Consider the following 15,724-nt stretch of genomic DNA (forward strand, 5'->3'; position numbering starts at 1 on the left):
CAGCCCTCAGCGGACGGCGTCACCAGGAGCCGTCCGGGTTGACGTCGCGGTCCAGCCAGAGGTGGTCGAGCGCCGTCCGGATCTCCGTGCCGTGCTCGCGAGCCAGGTCGAGGGTGCCCAGGTTGTCTGTCAGCTGGTCCGCCCGGCTCACTCCGAACAGGACGTTCGCCACCGGCGCGTACGCCAGGCAGAACGCCAGCGCCAGCTGGGCCCGCGTCGCGCCGAAGTCCGCCGCGATGGCCGCGACCTCGGCCGAAGCGTCCACGATGGACGGCCGGATGGCACCCGGGTCGGCGCCGATCTTGCGCGTGGGAGCCGCGTTGCCCAGCAGGACTCCGCCTTCGAAGACGTCGGAGGCTTGGAGAACCAGCCGTCCGCTCGCGATGTGCTTGCCGTAGCACTCGCCCTCGGCCATCGACCGGCGGGCGATCGAATACTTCAGCTGCGCGAACTCGGGCGCGGGCAGATTTTCGCGCTCGGCGAACTCCAGCGCGCGGTCGAGGTCGGCGGCGAGCCAGTTGTTGACGCCCCAGCCGCCGATCCGGCCGGCGCGCACCTGCTCGGCGACCTCCGTGACGACCCGCGGGACGTCCGGGCGTTCGCGGTAGTCCCCCACCACGACCAGGTCCGCGTGGCCGGTGCCGATCCGGCCCAGGGACGTCTCCAGCTGCCGCGCGAACCCGGTGCGCGGGTAGTCCCACAGCCACAGCTTGCCGCAGAGCACGTACTCCTCCCGGGCGATCCCCGCTTCCCGCACGGCTTCGCCGAAGATCACGTCGGTGCGCGAGTTCTCGGCGTGCGGGCCGAAGTCGTAGTGCGCCACGTCGAACAGCCGCACGCCGGCGTCGGCCGCGGTCCTCAGCAGCGTCACCGCGTCGCCGAAGTCCATCCGGTCCCAGGTGTTCCACGAACCGAGGCCGAAGACCGACTTTCCGAGCACGCTCACGAGTTTTCCCTTCGTCCCAGCACATCTTACGTCTACGATTGTAGAATGAAAACACGGATCGTAGTGGTCACCGGCGGGGCGAGCGGGATCGGGCGGGGTGTCGCCGAAGCGTTTCTCGCCGCGGGTGAGCGCGTCGTCATCGCCGATGTCGACGCCCGCGCGGCGCACGACGTAGCCCGGGAGCTCGGCGCCGAGCACGTCGAACTGGACATCTCGGACCCGGCTTCGGTGGACGCTGCCGTGTCCCTGGTCGCCCGCGCGTTCGGTCCGATCGACGTCCTGGTCAACAACGCCGGTCTCGCCGGGGGCGGCGGACCGCTCACCGACCTGGACGTGGCCGTCTTCGACCGCTGCGTGCGGGTCAACTTCCGCGGCACGTTCCTGATGACCCGCACTGTCGGCGCCCACATGGTCGCGGCGGGCACGCGCGGCGCGATCGTCACCATCTCGTCGATCGGCGCCCGGCAGCCGACCCCCGGGCTGGGCCACTACGAAGCCACGAAGGCGGCGGTCGACGCGCTGACGCGGTCCGCGGCGCTGGAGCTGGCACCGCACGGGATCCGGGTCAACGCCGTCGCGCCCGGGCCGGTGCGCACGCCGATGACCGCCGGGTTCGCCGCGGACCCCGCCGCCCGCGCGGCCTGGGAGTCACGGATCCCGCTGGGCCGGATCGCCGATGTCGCGGATGTCGCGCCGGCGGTCCTCTTCCTGGCGAGCGCCGGGCACATCACCGGAGTGAGCCTGCCGGTGGACGGCGGCCAGCTGCTGACCTGACTATCCCTTGTGGACGATCCGGCCGCCGGTCACGGTCAGCTCGACGGCGACCGACGGCAGATCGGCCAGGGCGACGTCCAGGGGGTTGTCCGCCAGGACGCAGAAGTCGGCCGCCATGCCGGGCTCGAGCGAGCCCTTCCACCTCGCGGACCCGTCCTGCGCGGCGGCTTCGGTCGTGCAGCAGCGAAGGAGCCGGGCGGTCAGCTCCGGCGTCACCCCTCGCGCGTCGAGCAACTCCCCGGCCGCCGCGAGGTGGACGCGCCAGTCGGGCGTGACGACCGGGGCGTCGCTGCTCAAGGTCAGCCGCACCCCGGCGTCGAGGATGTCCTGGAGCGGCCACGCCTTCGCGGCGATGTCGGCGCCCAGGGCCATGGCGACCATCGGCCGCATCGCGGTCGCGATGGCAGGCTGCGTGGTCAGGCCGACGCCGGTCGCCGCCATCCGCCGCAGCTGCGCGGGCGTGACGAGGTCGCCGTGAACGAGGTGGTCGCCGTCCCGAAGGTGCGCGAGCGCGGCTTCGATGCTTCGCTCCCCCGTCGCGTGCACGCCGACCACCAGGCCCGCCTCGTGCGCCGAGGAGATCATCGACGACAGGGTGGCCGCGCGGCCGTCGTCGTCGGGGCCGTCGACGAGCAGGCTGCCGTGGGTGCCGTCGGGGTAGCAGTGGTGCGTCCAGGCCGTGCGCATCGGCGGGATCCCGTCGGCGAAGATCTTGACGCCGGAGACGGCGAGCCACTCCGGATCGGCTGCCGGCGCCGGCGTCGCGAGGCCGCGCGCGAAGCCCTCGAGCGAACTGGCGCCGTCAAGGAGGCCGAACAGGCGCAGGACGGTGACGCGCGCCCGCAGCAGGCCTTCGCGATGCAGGGCCGCGTACTCGTCCAGGACTTCCGCCGAGAAGCACCCCGTCTCGCCGGGGCCCAGGCCGGGTTCGGTGTAGCTGGTGATGCCCAGCGACGCGCAGATGTCGCCCGCGCGCAGGATCGCTTTGCGGCGGTCCGAGGCGGTCGTGACCGGCTCCTCCTCGTGCGGCGCGCCGAGCAGTGGGTGCGGCCAGCGCGCGCCGAGCCAGGTCGCGTGCAGGTGCGCGTCGTTGATGCCGGGCAGCACCGCGCGTCCGGCCAGGTCCAGGACCTCGGTGTCCGGTCCGATGTGGCCGGCGACGTCCCCCACCGCGAGGACGCGGCCGTCGCGTAAGGCCAAGCCGTCCGCCACCGTGCCCGCGGCGTCGACGGTGAGCACAGTGCCCCCGCGGACCACCAGGTCGGCCGGGCGGATCCGTTGTGCCGTCATGGTTTCCTCCCGGCTCTAGACTTTTTCTTCCACGACTGTAGACTAAAAACATGGCCCTGCCCACCCACACGGAGGCCGCCGTGCTCACCGGCCACCGCGCGCCCCTCGAACTGCGCGAGCTGCTCCTCCCGGCGGAACCGGAGCCCGGCGCCGCTCTCGTCCGGCTCACCTGCACCACGCTGTGCGGCACCGACGTCCACCTCTGGTCGGGCGAAATGAGCCTGCCCGGCATGCTGCCGATGGTGCTGGGGCACGAGATGGTCGGCGAGGTCGTCGCCGCCGGGCCCGGCACCACCGACGCGTTCGGCCGCGAGATCCGGCCCGGCGACCGCATCGGCTGGTCGGAGGCGACGTGCGGCCGGTGTCACGGCTGCGCGATCCTGCGCGAGCCGGTCGCGTGCGAGACCCGGGGTTACGGGTTCCTCCAGCGCGCCGACCGGTTCCCGTACGCCACCGGCGGCCTGGCGCGGTACTGCTACGTCACGCCCGGCGCGGCGAAACTGCTGCTCCCGGACGACGTCGAGGACACCTGGGCGGCGATGTCCGGCTGCGCGGGCAAGACCGTGCTGCGCGCGGTCGCGCGGTCGGGCGGCATCCGTCCGAACGCGACGGTCGTCGTCCAGGGCGCCGGCGCGCTCGGCGTCTTCGCCACCGCGGTCGCGCGGCTCTGCGGCGCCGGTGTGGTGATCACCGTCGGCGGCCCTTCCTCCCGGCTCGAAGTGGCCGAGCGGTTCGGTGCCACGGCGACCGTCTCCGTCGAGTCCACTCCGGACGACCGCGTCGAGCGCGTGCGGGAGCTGACCGGCGGCCGCGGCGCGGACCACGTCTTCGACTTCGCGGGCGGCCCGACGATCGGCGAGGAAGCCGTCGCGTTCGCGGCGCAGCGCGGGACCGTCGCGATCGTCGGCTCGACCGGGCCGGCCCTCTCCCCCGTGGCGCTGGGCACGGTGATGAGCAAGGAGCTGACCATCGCCGGGTCGCTCAACGGCGACATCGCCGACTACCACCGGTCGGTGGAGTTCTTCCGCTCGTTCGCCGGCCGGATGCCCTGGGCGGAGCTGTTCAGCGCGCCGGTCGGGCTGGCCGGCGCGTCCGCCGCCGTCGAGTCGATGGCCCGGCTCGGCGAGCTCAAAGCCGTCATCGACCCCCGACTGTCCTAGGAGCCTCCGTGACGATCCCCCAGCGCCGCATCGGCCGCGACGGCCTACTGACCGGCGTGCTGTCCCTCGGCTCGTGGCACACCTACGACCGGATGGACTTCCGCGACGCGGTGACGCTGCTGCGGACCGCCGTCGACGCCGGCATCACGCTGTTCGACGTCGGTGTGTACGGCCTCCCCGGCAGCCCGCCGGTGTTCACCGACGTGCTGTTCTCCGCCATGGTCCGGGCCGCGGGCCTGCGGCGGGAGGACTACCTGCTGTCGGCGAAACTCTGGCTGGAGGGGTATCCGGCGCAAAGCCTGCGGGATCAGCTGGAGAACGCGCTGTTCCGGGCCGGGGTCGCGCACGCCGACCTGGTGATCCTCGGCGACCTGCGCCGCGACGACACCGATTTCCGGGCGCTGGTCGCCGACCTGGCTTCGCTGCGGGCCTCGGGGCTGATCCGGCAGTGGGGTGTGAACAACTGGTCGGCCGGCGCGATCCGCGCGGTGCACGACATCGCCGTCGCCGAAGGAGCGCCCGGACCCGCGATCGCGCAGCTCAAGTACAGCGTCGCGCGCCGGTCCATTCCGGACGGCACCCCGTTCGAATCGGTGTTCGCGCGCGGTGTTTCGCTGCAGGCATCGGACGTGTTCGAGGGCGGGGTGCTGCTCGGCAAGGGCGGCCGTCAGGTCGGCCGGGACCCGGGCGACGTCCGGCAGCGGATCGCGGACTCGGCCGCCGACCTCGCGAAGGTCGCTTCGAGCCTCGGGGCAACACCCGCTCAGCTGTGCCTGGCTTTCACGCTCACCCACCCCGCGAACACGACGACGTTGTTCGGCGCGACCAGTGCCGAGCAGCTTTCCGACAACCTGGAGGCGGTCGCGCTGGTGAACCGCGTCGGGGCTTCGGCCCTGCGCTCGCTCGTGGAGCCGTTCTGGGCGGACCGTGACGCCGTCGATCCCGAGGGCCCGTGACCGAGCTGTTCGCCGAGACGCTGCCCGCGCGGTCCTCGCGGCTGCGCCGGCTGCTCGGCGAAGGAGGTCGTGAGTGAGAAACCGTGTTCTAACCCCGTTTCTCACTCACGACCTCGCCGAGGATGAACTTCGCCGCCTGCTCGCCCACCAGCACCGCCGGGGCGTTGGTGTTCCCCGTAGTCACGCGCGGCAGGACCGAGGCGTCCGCGACGACCAGCCCGTCGAAACCGTGCACCGCCAGCTCCGGGTCCACCACCGACGAGGCGTCCGTGCCCATCCGGCACGTGCCGACCTGGTGGTGGTAGGTGATGGCTGTCCGGCGCACGTACTCCCGGACGTCGTCCTCCGGAGCGGGGTACAGCTGGCGCGCGCCCCACTCCCCGGCCGGCGCGGGCGCCCGGCCGACCGCGCGGCACTGCTCCACCGAGGCCACCAAGCACTCGAAGTCCGCCGGCGCGGACAACGCGCCCAGGTCGATCAGCACCGAGCCGTCCGGTGCCAGCCGCACGCTTCCCCGGCTCGCGGGCGTCACCATGCCCGCCATCAGCGAGAACCCCGTCGGCGGGCCGGACATCCACGGCTCGTACATCGGCACGCTGAAACAGATCGGCTGCGTGTCCGGCACCGCCAGCCCCGGGCGGCTGCGCCAGAACCAGTGGACCTGCGTCACCGATCGGCCCGGCGACGGCGAAACGTCACGATCCGTCGCGAAGATCACCGGCGAAAGGAGGTGGTCGTGGAGGTTGCGCCCCACCCCGGGCAGGTCCGCGACGACGTCGATGCCGAGCGCGGCGAGCTCGTCCGCCGGGCCGACGCCGCTGCGGAGCAGGATCGCCGGCGATGCCAGCGCACCCGCCGCGAGCACCACCAGGTCCGCCATCAGCTCCCGCAGCGAGCCCTCGATGGAAGCCACCACGCCGGTGACGCGAGAACCCGAGAACCGCAGCCGGTGCACCACGGCTCCCGTGTGGACAGTCATCCGCGAAGCCACGGGAGACGCGTAGGCGTGCCAGGTGGTGAACCGCCGACCGTCGCGCACGGTGATCCGCTGGACGGAAACGCCGTCCAGCGAACCGCTGTTGTAGTCCGGGTTCACCGGCAAGCCCACGGAAAGACAAGCGTCCATGATGGACTGCTGAATGGGGTGCAGCGGCGCGTTCGGGACGACCTCGAGGAGGTCCTTCTCGATCCGCTCGAACACCGGCGCGACGTCGGACCACGCCCAGCCGGGCAGTCCCCAGCCGTCGTAGTCGGCGGGCGCGCCGCGGACCCAGATCATCGCGTTCAGCGCGTGCGACCCGCCGAGCACCTTGCCCCGCGGCAGGTGCAGCCGGCGATCGGCCGCGTGCGGCTGCGGGACCGTGTAGTGGTCCCAGTCCTCCGGCCCGTGCCACAGCTCCCCCGCCCGGGCCGGGTCGTGGATGGCGGGGTTCACGTCCGGGCCACCCGCTTCCAGGAGCGTCACCGCCGCGCCCGCGTCCACCAGCCGCCGCGCCACCACCGAGCCGGCCGAGCCGGCGCCCACCACGATCGCGTCCATGTGTGCCAGCCTGACGGGCGTCCCGGCGACCGGGCCCCATCCCTTCGCCGTGGGTCAACGGGCATGCGTGAGCGGACAAGACCCGCGGCGCCCCGGCGCCCGATACTCGGCTCACCCAAGGCCGAGGAGGAACCCCGGGATGGCGACACGCCTGTGCATCGACGGACAGTGGACCGAGGCCGACGGCGGCACCCTCCCGACGCGCGACCCCGCCACCGGCCGGGTGCTCGAAGAGGTCGGCACGGCGTCGAAGGCCGACGTCGACGCCGCTGTCGCGGCCGCCCGGCGCGCGCTGACCGCGCCCGGATGGGCCGGGCTCCTGCCCGTTCAGCGGGCCGCGTTGCTGTTCCGCTTGGCCGACCTTGTCGAAGAGCACCTCGAAGAGCTGGCCCGGCTGGAGACGCTCGACCAGGGGCAGCCGATCGGCATCTCCCGCCAGGTGAGCGTCACCGGCACGGCCGAGCACTTCCGCTACTTCGCGGGCTGGGTGACGAAGCTGCAGGGCACGACGAACCCGGTCTCCTTCCCGGACACCCTGCACTACACGCGTCGCGAGCCGGTCGGGGTCAACGCGCTGATCACGCCGTGGAACTTCCCGCTGATGATCCTCGCGTGGAAGCTCGCCCCGGCGCTGGCCACCGGCAACACCGTGGTGATCAAGCCCAGCGAGGTCACGCCGCTGACCAGCATCCGCCTGGTCGAGCTGGTCCACGAAGCGGGCATCCCGGCGGGTGTGGTCAACCTCGTCACCGGCGACGGCGCGGTCGGCGCCCTGCTGACCGAGCACCCGGACGTCGACCACGTCTCCTACACCGGCTCGACGGCGGTCGGGAAGCTGATCACCGCGGCGAGCGCGGCGTCGAACCTCAAGCGGCTCACGCTCGAACTCGGCGGGAAGGCCCCCAGCATCATCGCGGCCGACGCCGACATCGACGCCGCCGTGGCCGGCAACCTCGCCGGCGCGACGCTCAACACCGGCCAGGTCTGCGCCGCGTACACGCGGTTCTACGTCGACCGCAAGCGCGAGCAGGAGTTCGTCGAGAAGCTGGCCCGCGGCCTCGACGGCCTGCGGATCGGCCCGGGCACCGACGAGAGCACCCAGCTCGGCCCGCTGGTCTCCGAGAAGCACCGCGAGCACGTCGACTTCCTGGTCGGCACCGGCCGCGAGCAGGGCGCCGAGCTGGTCACCGGCGGAAACCCGGTCGAGCGCGACGGCTACTTCTACGCCCCGACGCTGTTCGCCGGCGTCCGCGACGACATGGCGATCATGCGCGAGGAGATCTTCGGCCCGGTCCTGGCCGTGACCGCCTACGACGACGGCGACGAGCTGCTCGCCCGCGCCAACGACACCGAGTACGGCCTCGCCGCGACCGTGTGGACGCGCGACCTCCGCACCGCGCAGCGCTACGCCGACGGCATCCGGGCCGGCGCGGTGTTCGTCAACATGCCGCCGATCCCGGACATGGCCGCGCCGTGGGGCGGCTACAAGGCGTCCGGCTGGGGCCGCGAGATGGGTCCGTGGGCCCTGGACGCGTACACCGAGACCAAGTCCGTGTGGCTGCACTACGGCTGTTGATCAGGCCGCAGATCGTATATCATTTAGGATATCTTCGCCCGAACCGGCAGGCAGGAACCACCGATGACCAGCATCGCGCGGCCCGGCAAGATCATCGCGCTGCACCTCAACTACCGCTCCCGCGCCGCACAGCGCGGCCGCGTCCCCGAGCAGCCGTCGTACTTCCTCAAGCCGCCGACATCGGTCGCGGCGAGCGGAGACGTCCTCGAGCGCCCGTCAGGCACCGAGCTGCTCGGCTTCGAAGGCGAGATCGCGCTGGTCATCGGGCGGCTCGCCCGCCGCGTCCGCCCCGAGGACGGCTGGGCGCACGTCTCCGGCGTCACGGCGGCCAACGACTTCGGCGTGTACGACCTGCGCTACGCCGACAAGGGCAGCAACCTCCGCTCGAAGGGCGGCGACGGCTTCACCCCGCTCGGCCCGGTGGTCCTGCCCGCCGCGGACGTCGACCCGGCCGCGCTGCGGCTGCGGACCTGGCTCAACGGCGACCTCGTCCAGGACGACACCACCGCCGGCCTGCTGTTCGATTTCGGCCGGCTGGTCGCCGACCTGTCGCAGCTGATCACCCTCGAACCCGGCGACGTCGTGCTCACCGGGACGCCCGCGGGCGCGTCGGTCGCCGGACCCGGTGACGTCGTCGAGGTCGAAGTCAGCGCGGACGGGCACACCAGCGGCCGCCTGGTCACCCCGATCGCCGAGGGAACCGTCCCCTTCGGACCGTTCGGCGCGCTCCCCCGGGCCGACGAGAAGCAACGCGCGGACGCCTACGGGACGGCCGAACCGGAGTTCACGCTGAGCGCGGAACTGCGGGAGCGGATCGAATCCGTCGGTACCGCAACGCTTTCCGTCCAGCTCCGCAAGCGCGGGTACCACGACGTCTTCATCGAGGGCCTCACCTCGACCCGGCCGGGCGCCCGGCTGACCGGCCGCGCACGGACCCTGCGCTACCTGCCTTATCGCGAAGACCTGTTCCGTGCACACGGCGGCGGCTACAACGCCCAGAAGCGCGCGATCGACAGCCTCGGACCCGGCGACGTCCTCGTCATGGAGGCCCGCGGGGAACGCGGCACCGGCACCATCGGGGACATCCTGGCGCTGCGCGCCCAGGTCAACGGCGCGTCGGGGATCGTCACCGACGGCGGCGTCCGCGACCTCGCCGCGGTGTCCGCTTTGGACATTCCCACCTTCCACGCCGGGCCGCACCCGGCGGTGCTCGGCCGCCGGCACGTGCCGTGGGACGTCGACGTCGCGATCGCCTGCGGGGGCGCGGTCGTCTGCCCCGGCGACGTCATCGCCGGGGACGGCGACGGCGTGCTCGTCATCCCGCCGCACCTGGTCGAAGAGGTCGTCGACGCGGCGATCGAGCAGGAGCGGCAGGAGACGTTCATCGCCGAACAGGTCGCCGCCGGCGAGCGCGTCGAGGGGCTCTACCCGATGGACGAGCACTGGCGCGGGAGGTACACCGCATGGCTCGCGAAACGGTGAACGGCGCCGCGCCGAGCAAGTCGCGGCTCGCTTACGAGTGGATCAAGGCCCGCATCGGCGACGGCACCTTCTCCCCCGGCTACCGCCTGGTCCTCGGCCAGCTCGCGCAGGAGCTCGGCGTCAGCGTGGTGCCGATCCGCGAAGCGATCCGGCTGCTGGAGGCCGAGGGCCTGGTGACGTTCGAACGCAACGTCGGCGCGCAGGTCGCGATGGTCGACGAAAGCGACTACCAGCACACGATGCAGACCCTCGCGCTGGTCGAGGGCTACGCGGCCGCCCTGGCCGCACCGCTGCTACCGCCGGGCGCCCTCGACGAGGCCCGTGAGCTGAACGCCCGGCTGGCCGACTGCCTCGGTCACTTCGAACCCGTGCGGTTCACCGCACTCAACCGGGACTTCCACGCCGTGCTCTTCGGCGCCTGCCCCAACCCCCAGGTCCTCGACCTGGTCCGGCGCGGCTGGAACCGGCTGAGCGGGCTGCGAACCTCGACGTTCAGCTTCGTGCCCGGCCGCGCCCGCCAGTCCGTGGCCGAGCACGAAGCCATCCTCGGCCTGCTCGACGCCGGCGCTCCCGCCGCCGAGGTCGAACAGGCCGTCCGCGCCCACCGGCTGGCCACGCTGGATGCGTTCCTCGCCCACCGCCACCCCTGACGCAGGAGAGAAGCCATGCGATTCCGCTCCGACCCTCAGACCATCCGCGGGTCGATCGCGCCCCTGATGACGCCGTTCACCGCCGACGGCGAGGTCGACCACGACGGCCTGAAGAACCTCGTGCGCTGGCAGCTCGCTTCGGGCACGCACGGCATCTCCATCGGCGGGTCCACCGGCGAACCGGGCTCGCAGACCGTCGCCGAGCGCGCGGAGGCGATCCGCACGGTGGCCGCGGAGGTCGGCGACCGGGTGCCGTTCCTCCCGGGCACCGGCTCGGCGAAGCTCGACGAGACCCTGGAGCTGACCGCCGCCGCCCGCGACGCCGGGATCGACGCGGCCCTGGTGATCACGCCGTACTACGCGCGGCCCACGCAGGACGCGCTGTTCGTCTGGTACCGCACGGTGTGCCGGGAGTTCCCCGACCTGCCGATCGTCGCGTACAACGTGCCGAGCCGGACCGCGGTCGACCTCGCGCCGGAGACGGTCGCCCGGCTGTTCCGCTCGTGCGACAACTTCGTCGGGATCAAGGAGACGACGAAGGACTTCGAGCACTTCTCCCGCGTGCTGCACCTCTGCGGCCGGGAGCTGCTGGTGTGGTCCGGGATCGAGCTGCTCTGCCTGCCGCTGCTGGCCCTCGGCGGCGCCGGGTTCGTCAGCGCGACGGCCAACATCGCCCCGGCCGCCTGCGCAGAGATGTACACGGCGTGGGAGTCCGGCGACCACGAACGCGCCCGCGAGATCCACTACGGCCTGCACCCCCTGGTGGATCTGCTGTTCGTCGAGACCAACCCGGCGCCCGGGAAGTGGGTGCTCGAACAGCGCGGGCTGATCGCGTCCGGGCACGTGCGGCTGCCGCTCATCACGCCCACCGAAGCCGGTCTCGCCCGGATCAAGGGCTTCCTGGCGGAAGGCGAGAAGTACCTCTCGCCGGCCGAAGGCTTCACTGTGAAGGGGAAAGCATGACCCACTACGTCCCGGACGGACTTCCGGGCGAGCTGAAGCACTACATCGACGGAGAGCTCGTCGACAGCGTGTCGGGCAAGACGTTCGACGTGCTCGACCCGGTGTCGAACACCCCGTATGTGACCGCCGCCGCGGGCCAGGCGGAGGACGTCGACCGCGGGGTCGCCGCCGCACGCCGGGCGTTCACCGACGGGCCGTGGCCGCGGATGCTGCCGCGGGCCCGCGCGCGGGTGCTGAACAAGATCGCCGACGCCGTCGAGGCGCAGGACGCCCGGCTCGCGGAGCTGGAGACGTTCGACTCCGGGCTGCCGATCACCCAGGCGCTCGGGCAGGCCCAGCGCGCCGCCGAGAACTTCCGGTTCTTCGCCGACCTCGTCGTCGCGCAGGCCGACGACACCTACCAGGTGCCCGGCCGGCAGGTGAACTACGTGCACCGCAAGCCGGTCGGCGTCGCCGGGCTGATCACGCCGTGGAACACGCCGTTCATGCTGGAGAGCTGGAAGCTCGCGCCCGCGCTGGCCTCGGGCTGCACGGTCGTGCTCAAGCCCGCCGAGTTCACGCCGCTGTCGGCGAGCCTGTGGGCCGGGATCTTCGCCGATGCCGGACTGCCCGAAGGCGTGTTCAACCTGGTCAACGGCTTCGGCGAGGAAGCGGGTGACGCACTGGTCAAGCACCCGGACGTCCCGCTGATCTCGTTCACCGGCGAAACCACGACCGGGCAGACGATCTACCGCAACTGCGCGGCCGGGCTCAAGGGCATGTCGATGGAGCTGGGCGGCAAGTCCCCGGCGATCGTGTTCGCCGACGCCGACCTCGACGCCGCGCTCGACTCGACACTCTTCGGCGTGTTCTCCCTCAACGGCGAGCGCTGCACCGCCGGGAGCCGGATCCTGGTCGAGCGGCCGATCTACGACGAGTTCTGCGCGCGGTACGCCTCGCGCGCGGCGAACATCGTCGTCGGCGACCCGCACGACCCGGCCACCGAAGTCGGCGCGTTGGTGCACCCCGAGCACTACGACAAGGTGATGAGCTACGTCGAGCTGGGCAAGTCCGAGGGCCGGCTGCTCGCCGGCGGCGGTCGTCCGTCCGGTTTGGACAGTGGTAACTACCTGGCGCCGACGGTCTTCGCGGACGTCCCCTCGTCCGCGCGGATCTTCCAGGAGGAGATCTTCGGGCCGGTGGTCGCGCTGACCCCGTTCGACACCGAGGCCGAGGCATTGCAGCTGGCCAACGACGTCAAGTACGGCCTCGCCGCCTACCTGTGGACGTCGAACCTGGCGCGGGCACACACCTTCGCGCAGTCGGTCGAGGCCGGGATGGTCTGGCTCAACTCGCACAACGTGCGCGACCTGCGCACGCCGTTCGGTGGGGTCAAGGCGTCCGGCCTCGGCCACGAAGGCGGCTACCGATCGCTCGACTTCTACACCCACCAGCAGGCGATCCACGTCTCGCTCGGGCCGGTGCACACCACCCGGTTCGGCAGCGTCCGGAAGGGACAGTCATGACCGAAACCCCGCCGGACGTCCTCCGCTGCGCGTACGCCGAGCTCGTCGTCACCGACCTGGCGGCGTCACGGGCGTTCTACGTCGACGTGCTCGGGCTCGTCGTCACGCACGAGGATTCCGAAGCGTTGTACCTGCGCGCGTTCGAGGAGTACCTGCACCACTCCCTGGTGCTGCGCAAGGGAACCACGCCGGCCCTCGGCGTGCTGGCCTATCGCGTGCGAAGCTCCGCCGACCTCGACCTCGCGGAGGCGTACTACCGCGCGCTCGGCTGCCGGGTCGAGCGGCGGGCGGCGGGCGCGACGCGCGGGATCGGCGAGGCGGTGCGGGTCATCGACCCGCTCGGGTTCCCGGTGGAGTTCTTCCACGAGGCCGAGCACGTCGAGCGGTTCACGCAGCGCTACGACGTCCACGGCGCCGGGGCACTGTCGCGGCTGGACCACTTCAACCTGGACACCCCGGACGTCCCGGCGGCCCGGAAGTACTACGAGGGCCTGGGTTTCCGCGTGTCCGAGGACATCCAGGACGACGAAGGCACGGTGTACGCGGCTTGGATGTTCCGCAAGCCGACGGTGCACGACGTCGCCCTGACCGGCGGCGACGGCCCGCGGCTGCACCACATCGCGTTCGCGTCGCACGAACGGCACCAGATCCTGCACATCTGCGATCACCTGGGCGCGCTGCGCAAGCCCGGCATGATCGAGCGCGGGCCGGGCCGGCACGGGGTGTCGAACGCGTTCTACCTGTACGTCCGGGATCCCGACGGGCACCGCATCGAGATCTACACGCACGACTACTACACCGGCGACCCGGACAACCCGGTGATCACCTGGGACGTGCACGACAACCAGCGCCGCGACTGGTGGGGCAACCCGGTGGTGCCGAGCTGGTACACCGACGCGTCGGTGGTGCTCGACCTGGACGGTTCGGTCCGGCCGGTGGTCGAACGGGCCGAGCCGCGCGAAGCCGACGTCACCATCGGCGCCGACGGGTTCTCCTACGTCGCCGGGGAGGCGGAGTTCAAGTTAGGCGAGCAGGTCTAGGAACCACGCGCGCGAGCGGTCGAGGACGTCGATCTGGTGGCCGCGCTCGCGGATCGAATGGTTCTCGCGGGGATAGACGACGAACTCGTGGTGCTTCTCTCCGAGCGCGCAGTGGAGGAGCTCGGCCTGCGAGAGCGGGACGTTGGTGTCGTCCTCCCCGTGCATGATCAGCACGGGTGTCCGGATCCGGCCGGCGTGGGTGATCGGGCTGTTCTTCACGCCGCCCAGCGCGGCTTCGAACCGCGAGTGCTCGCCGGTGGCGGCCAGCAGCGGCCAGTCGATGACACCCGCGCCGACGAGCGCCGCGGCGAAGCGGTCGGTCTGCGTCACGGCCCAGGCGGCGAAGAAGCCACCGTGGCTCCAGCCGCCGATCCCGAGCCGCTTTTCGTCGGCGATGCCGTCTTTCACGAGGAGGTCGATCCCGGTGAGGACGTCGGTGAACTCCGCACCGCCGACATCCCCGGCGACGCTGGCGGCGAAAGCGTGGCCGTGGCCCAGGCCGCCCCGCCCGTTCGGGAGGAACACCGCGAAACCGGCGGCGGCGAACCATTGGCCGGAGGGGTACCAGCCGAGGTGGAAGCGGTCGGCGTACCGGTCGCGGGGCCCGCCGTGGACCAAGGTGATCAAGGGGAAAGGGCCGTCGCTCGCGGTCTTTCCCGGCGGGAGGATCAGGAGCCCGTCGAGGTCCAGGCCGTCCGCGGCCCGGTAGTGGAGGCGCCGCTGGGTGCCCCAGCTTCCGTCCGGCGCGGTTTCGCTGAGGCGGACGAGGTCTTGCGGCGGGCCGGCGTAGACCGCTTCGGGTTCGGTTCCGGCGCTCACGACCACCGCGACGGCCCGGCCACCGCGGCTCGCGGTCAGTTCTTTGCTCTGGACCTGGGCGATCTCCGTGAAGGTGCGGGTGGCGGGGTCGAGGCGGCGGACGGTCGTGTCCAGGCCTTCGGCGAACAGCGCGAGCGGCGGGCCGTCGTCGACCTGGGTGAGCTCGAGCGGGCAGACGCTCAGGCCGGTGGTGAGGTTTTCGCCGTCGTCGAAGACCGCGGTGCCGCCGATCAGTCCGGGCGGGGTCAGGCCGAGGTAGGCGAGGTGCCATTCGGTGCCGTCGTGCCACCAGGCCGGAGACGACGCTTCGAGGGCCGGCGCGGCCAGGTCGCGGGTCTCGCCGGTGGCGGGGTCGACGAGGTGCAGGCCGGGTTCGAAGACCCCGGTCGCGTGATCGGCGCAGGACCAGGTGAAGACGGCGAGGGCTTTCCCGTCCGGGCGGGCGGCCACCACGTCGACGTGCCGGTCGCCGAGGTCGCCGAGCGGACGGAGGGTGGCGGTGCCGAGGTCGAGCAGCCAGAGCCGGTCGGGGCGGGCTCGGGTGTCGCAGACCCGCGACGAGCCCGGCCGGACGCTCCGGACCAGCGGATCACCCGCGCGGTCCGCCGGGTCCGGCGCGACCACCACGACCGCTTCCGACCCCGGCAGTGGGACATAGCTGCTGATTCCCGCGGCCTGCTCCGTCAGCCGCTCGGGAGCACCGCCGGCCAGGCCGATCCGGTACAGCTGCGCGGTTCCCCGCTCGGCACGATCCGACAGGAAGAACACCGAGCCGGAGTCCGCAGCCCACCGCGGCGCATGGTTCTCGGCCACGCCGACCGAAAGTTCCCGGGCCACCGCACTCCCGTCGGCCGGCGCGAGCCACAACCCGCTCACCGGAAACCGGTCCACCCGGCCCACCGGCGCCGTCACGTACACGACCCATCGGCCGTCCGGGGAGATCCGCGGGTCGCGCGGCACCACCCGGTCGACCACGTGCTCCGCCGTCAGTTCCCCCAAGTCCATCGGGCCAGTCTGCCCGAA

Annotated in this window: 13 protein-coding genes; 9 read left to right on the plus strand and 4 right to left on the minus strand. The window is 72.2% G+C overall.

What is annotated here, in order from left to right:
* Positions 1-19 precede the first annotated feature (19 nt).
* A complete protein-coding gene (locus AB0C38_RS34105; protein WP_360681491.1) occupies positions 20-946 on the minus strand; it encodes an aldo/keto reductase in 927 nt (308 codons plus the stop codon).
* A gap of 45 nt (positions 947-991) precedes the next feature.
* Here AB0C38_RS34105 and AB0C38_RS34110 point away from each other — a divergent pair, with 45 nt between their 5' ends.
* Entirely contained in the window at positions 992-1,720 is a 729-nt protein-coding gene (locus AB0C38_RS34110) for an SDR family NAD(P)-dependent oxidoreductase (protein ID WP_360681493.1), read from the plus strand.
* Here AB0C38_RS34110 and AB0C38_RS34115 read toward each other — a convergent pair whose 3' ends face one another.
* Positions 1,721-3,010, minus strand: a complete 1,290-nt coding sequence (locus tag AB0C38_RS34115; RefSeq protein ID WP_360681495.1) for an amidohydrolase family protein — start codon at positions 3,008-3,010, stop codon at positions 1,721-1,723.
* A gap of 56 nt (positions 3,011-3,066) precedes the next feature.
* Here AB0C38_RS34115 and AB0C38_RS34120 point away from each other — a divergent pair, with 56 nt between their 5' ends.
* Together AB0C38_RS34120 and AB0C38_RS34125 are read left to right on the plus strand one after the other, a co-directional pair.
* Positions 3,067-4,170, plus strand: coding sequence for a zinc-binding dehydrogenase (locus AB0C38_RS34120; protein ID WP_360681597.1), 1,104 nt, complete (start codon positions 3,067-3,069; stop codon positions 4,168-4,170).
* 8 nt (positions 4,171-4,178) lie between these two features.
* On the plus strand, positions 4,179-5,126 hold the full coding sequence (locus AB0C38_RS34125; protein WP_360681497.1) for an aldo/keto reductase: 948 nt from the start codon (positions 4,179-4,181) through the stop codon (positions 5,124-5,126).
* 88 nt (positions 5,127-5,214) lie between these two features.
* On the opposite strand, the gene AB0C38_RS34130 is transcribed toward AB0C38_RS34125, so the two are convergent.
* The gene (locus tag AB0C38_RS34130) at positions 5,215-6,666 is read right to left on the minus strand and encodes a GMC family oxidoreductase (protein ID WP_360681499.1); all 1,452 of its coding nucleotides are present in this window, start codon (positions 6,664-6,666) and stop codon (positions 5,215-5,217) included.
* A 139-nt stretch (positions 6,667-6,805) separates the two neighbouring features.
* Between AB0C38_RS34130 and AB0C38_RS34135 the strand changes: the two genes are divergently transcribed.
* The 6 genes from AB0C38_RS34135 (at position 6,806) to hpaD (ending at position 13,882) form a co-directional block, all read left to right on the plus strand.
* On the plus strand, positions 6,806-8,242 hold the full coding sequence (locus tag AB0C38_RS34135) for an aldehyde dehydrogenase family protein (protein WP_360681500.1): 1,437 nt from the start codon (positions 6,806-6,808) through the stop codon (positions 8,240-8,242).
* A 63-nt stretch (positions 8,243-8,305) separates the two neighbouring features.
* The gene (locus AB0C38_RS34140; protein WP_360681502.1) at positions 8,306-9,724 is read left to right on the plus strand and encodes a fumarylacetoacetate hydrolase family protein; all 1,419 of its coding nucleotides are present in this window, start codon (positions 8,306-8,308) and stop codon (positions 9,722-9,724) included.
* Positions 9,706-10,374 carry a GntR family transcriptional regulator gene (locus AB0C38_RS34145; RefSeq protein ID WP_360681503.1) on the plus strand — a complete coding sequence of 223 codons (669 nt, stop codon included), beginning with the start codon at positions 9,706-9,708 and terminating at the stop codon, positions 10,372-10,374. The genes AB0C38_RS34140 and AB0C38_RS34145 overlap by 19 nt, the downstream gene beginning before the upstream one ends.
* 15 nt (positions 10,375-10,389) lie before the next feature.
* Complete coding sequence (gene dapA, locus AB0C38_RS34150; protein ID WP_360681505.1) at positions 10,390-11,337, plus strand: 4-hydroxy-tetrahydrodipicolinate synthase; 948 nt, start codon at positions 10,390-10,392, stop codon at positions 11,335-11,337.
* Complete coding sequence (gene hpaE / locus AB0C38_RS34155; protein WP_360681506.1) at positions 11,334-12,842, plus strand: 5-carboxymethyl-2-hydroxymuconate semialdehyde dehydrogenase; 1,509 nt, start codon at positions 11,334-11,336, stop codon at positions 12,840-12,842. Before dapA ends, hpaE begins: the two co-directional genes overlap by 4 nt.
* The gene (gene hpaD, locus AB0C38_RS34160; RefSeq protein ID WP_360681508.1) at positions 12,839-13,882 is read left to right on the plus strand and encodes a 3,4-dihydroxyphenylacetate 2,3-dioxygenase; all 1,044 of its coding nucleotides are present in this window, start codon (positions 12,839-12,841) and stop codon (positions 13,880-13,882) included. The genes hpaE and hpaD overlap by 4 nt, the downstream gene beginning before the upstream one ends.
* Here hpaD and AB0C38_RS34165 read toward each other — a convergent pair.
* The gene (locus tag AB0C38_RS34165; protein ID WP_360681509.1) at positions 13,865-15,706 is read right to left on the minus strand and encodes a prolyl oligopeptidase family serine peptidase; all 1,842 of its coding nucleotides are present in this window, start codon (positions 15,704-15,706) and stop codon (positions 13,865-13,867) included. The genes hpaD and AB0C38_RS34165 overlap by 18 nt on opposite strands.
* Positions 15,707-15,724: the final 18 nt, after the last annotated feature.

The sequence above is a fragment of the Amycolatopsis sp. NPDC048633 genome (assembly GCF_040650695.1).
In the GTDB taxonomy this organism is placed as follows: Bacteria; Actinomycetota; Actinomycetes; order Mycobacteriales; family Pseudonocardiaceae; genus Amycolatopsis.

Bases quoted from the DNA above. Each gene is read 5' to 3' on its own strand.
- AB0C38_RS34110 (WP_360681493.1), top strand. From the start codon at position 992: ATGAAAACACGGATCGTAGTGGTCACCGGCGGGGCGAGCGGGATCGGG.
- AB0C38_RS34115 (WP_360681495.1), bottom strand. From the start codon at position 3,010: ATGACGGCACAACGGATCCGCCCGGCCGACCTGGTGGTCCGCGGGGGC.
- AB0C38_RS34130 (WP_360681499.1), bottom strand. From the start codon at position 6,666: ATGGACGCGATCGTGGTGGGCGCCGGCTCGGCCGGCTCGGTGGTGGCG.
- AB0C38_RS34135 (WP_360681500.1), top strand. From the start codon at position 6,806: ATGGCGACACGCCTGTGCATCGACGGACAGTGGACCGAGGCCGACGGC.
- AB0C38_RS34140 (WP_360681502.1), top strand. From the start codon at position 8,306: ATGACCAGCATCGCGCGGCCCGGCAAGATCATCGCGCTGCACCTCAAC.
- AB0C38_RS34145 (WP_360681503.1), top strand. From the start codon at position 9,706: ATGGCTCGCGAAACGGTGAACGGCGCCGCGCCGAGCAAGTCGCGGCTC.
- dapA (WP_360681505.1), top strand. From the start codon at position 10,390: ATGCGATTCCGCTCCGACCCTCAGACCATCCGCGGGTCGATCGCGCCC.
- hpaE (WP_360681506.1), top strand. From the start codon at position 11,334: ATGACCCACTACGTCCCGGACGGACTTCCGGGCGAGCTGAAGCACTAC.
- hpaD (WP_360681508.1), top strand. From the start codon at position 12,839: ATGACCGAAACCCCGCCGGACGTCCTCCGCTGCGCGTACGCCGAGCTC.
- AB0C38_RS34165 (WP_360681509.1), bottom strand. From the start codon at position 15,706: ATGGACTTGGGGGAACTGACGGCGGAGCACGTGGTCGACCGGGTGGTG.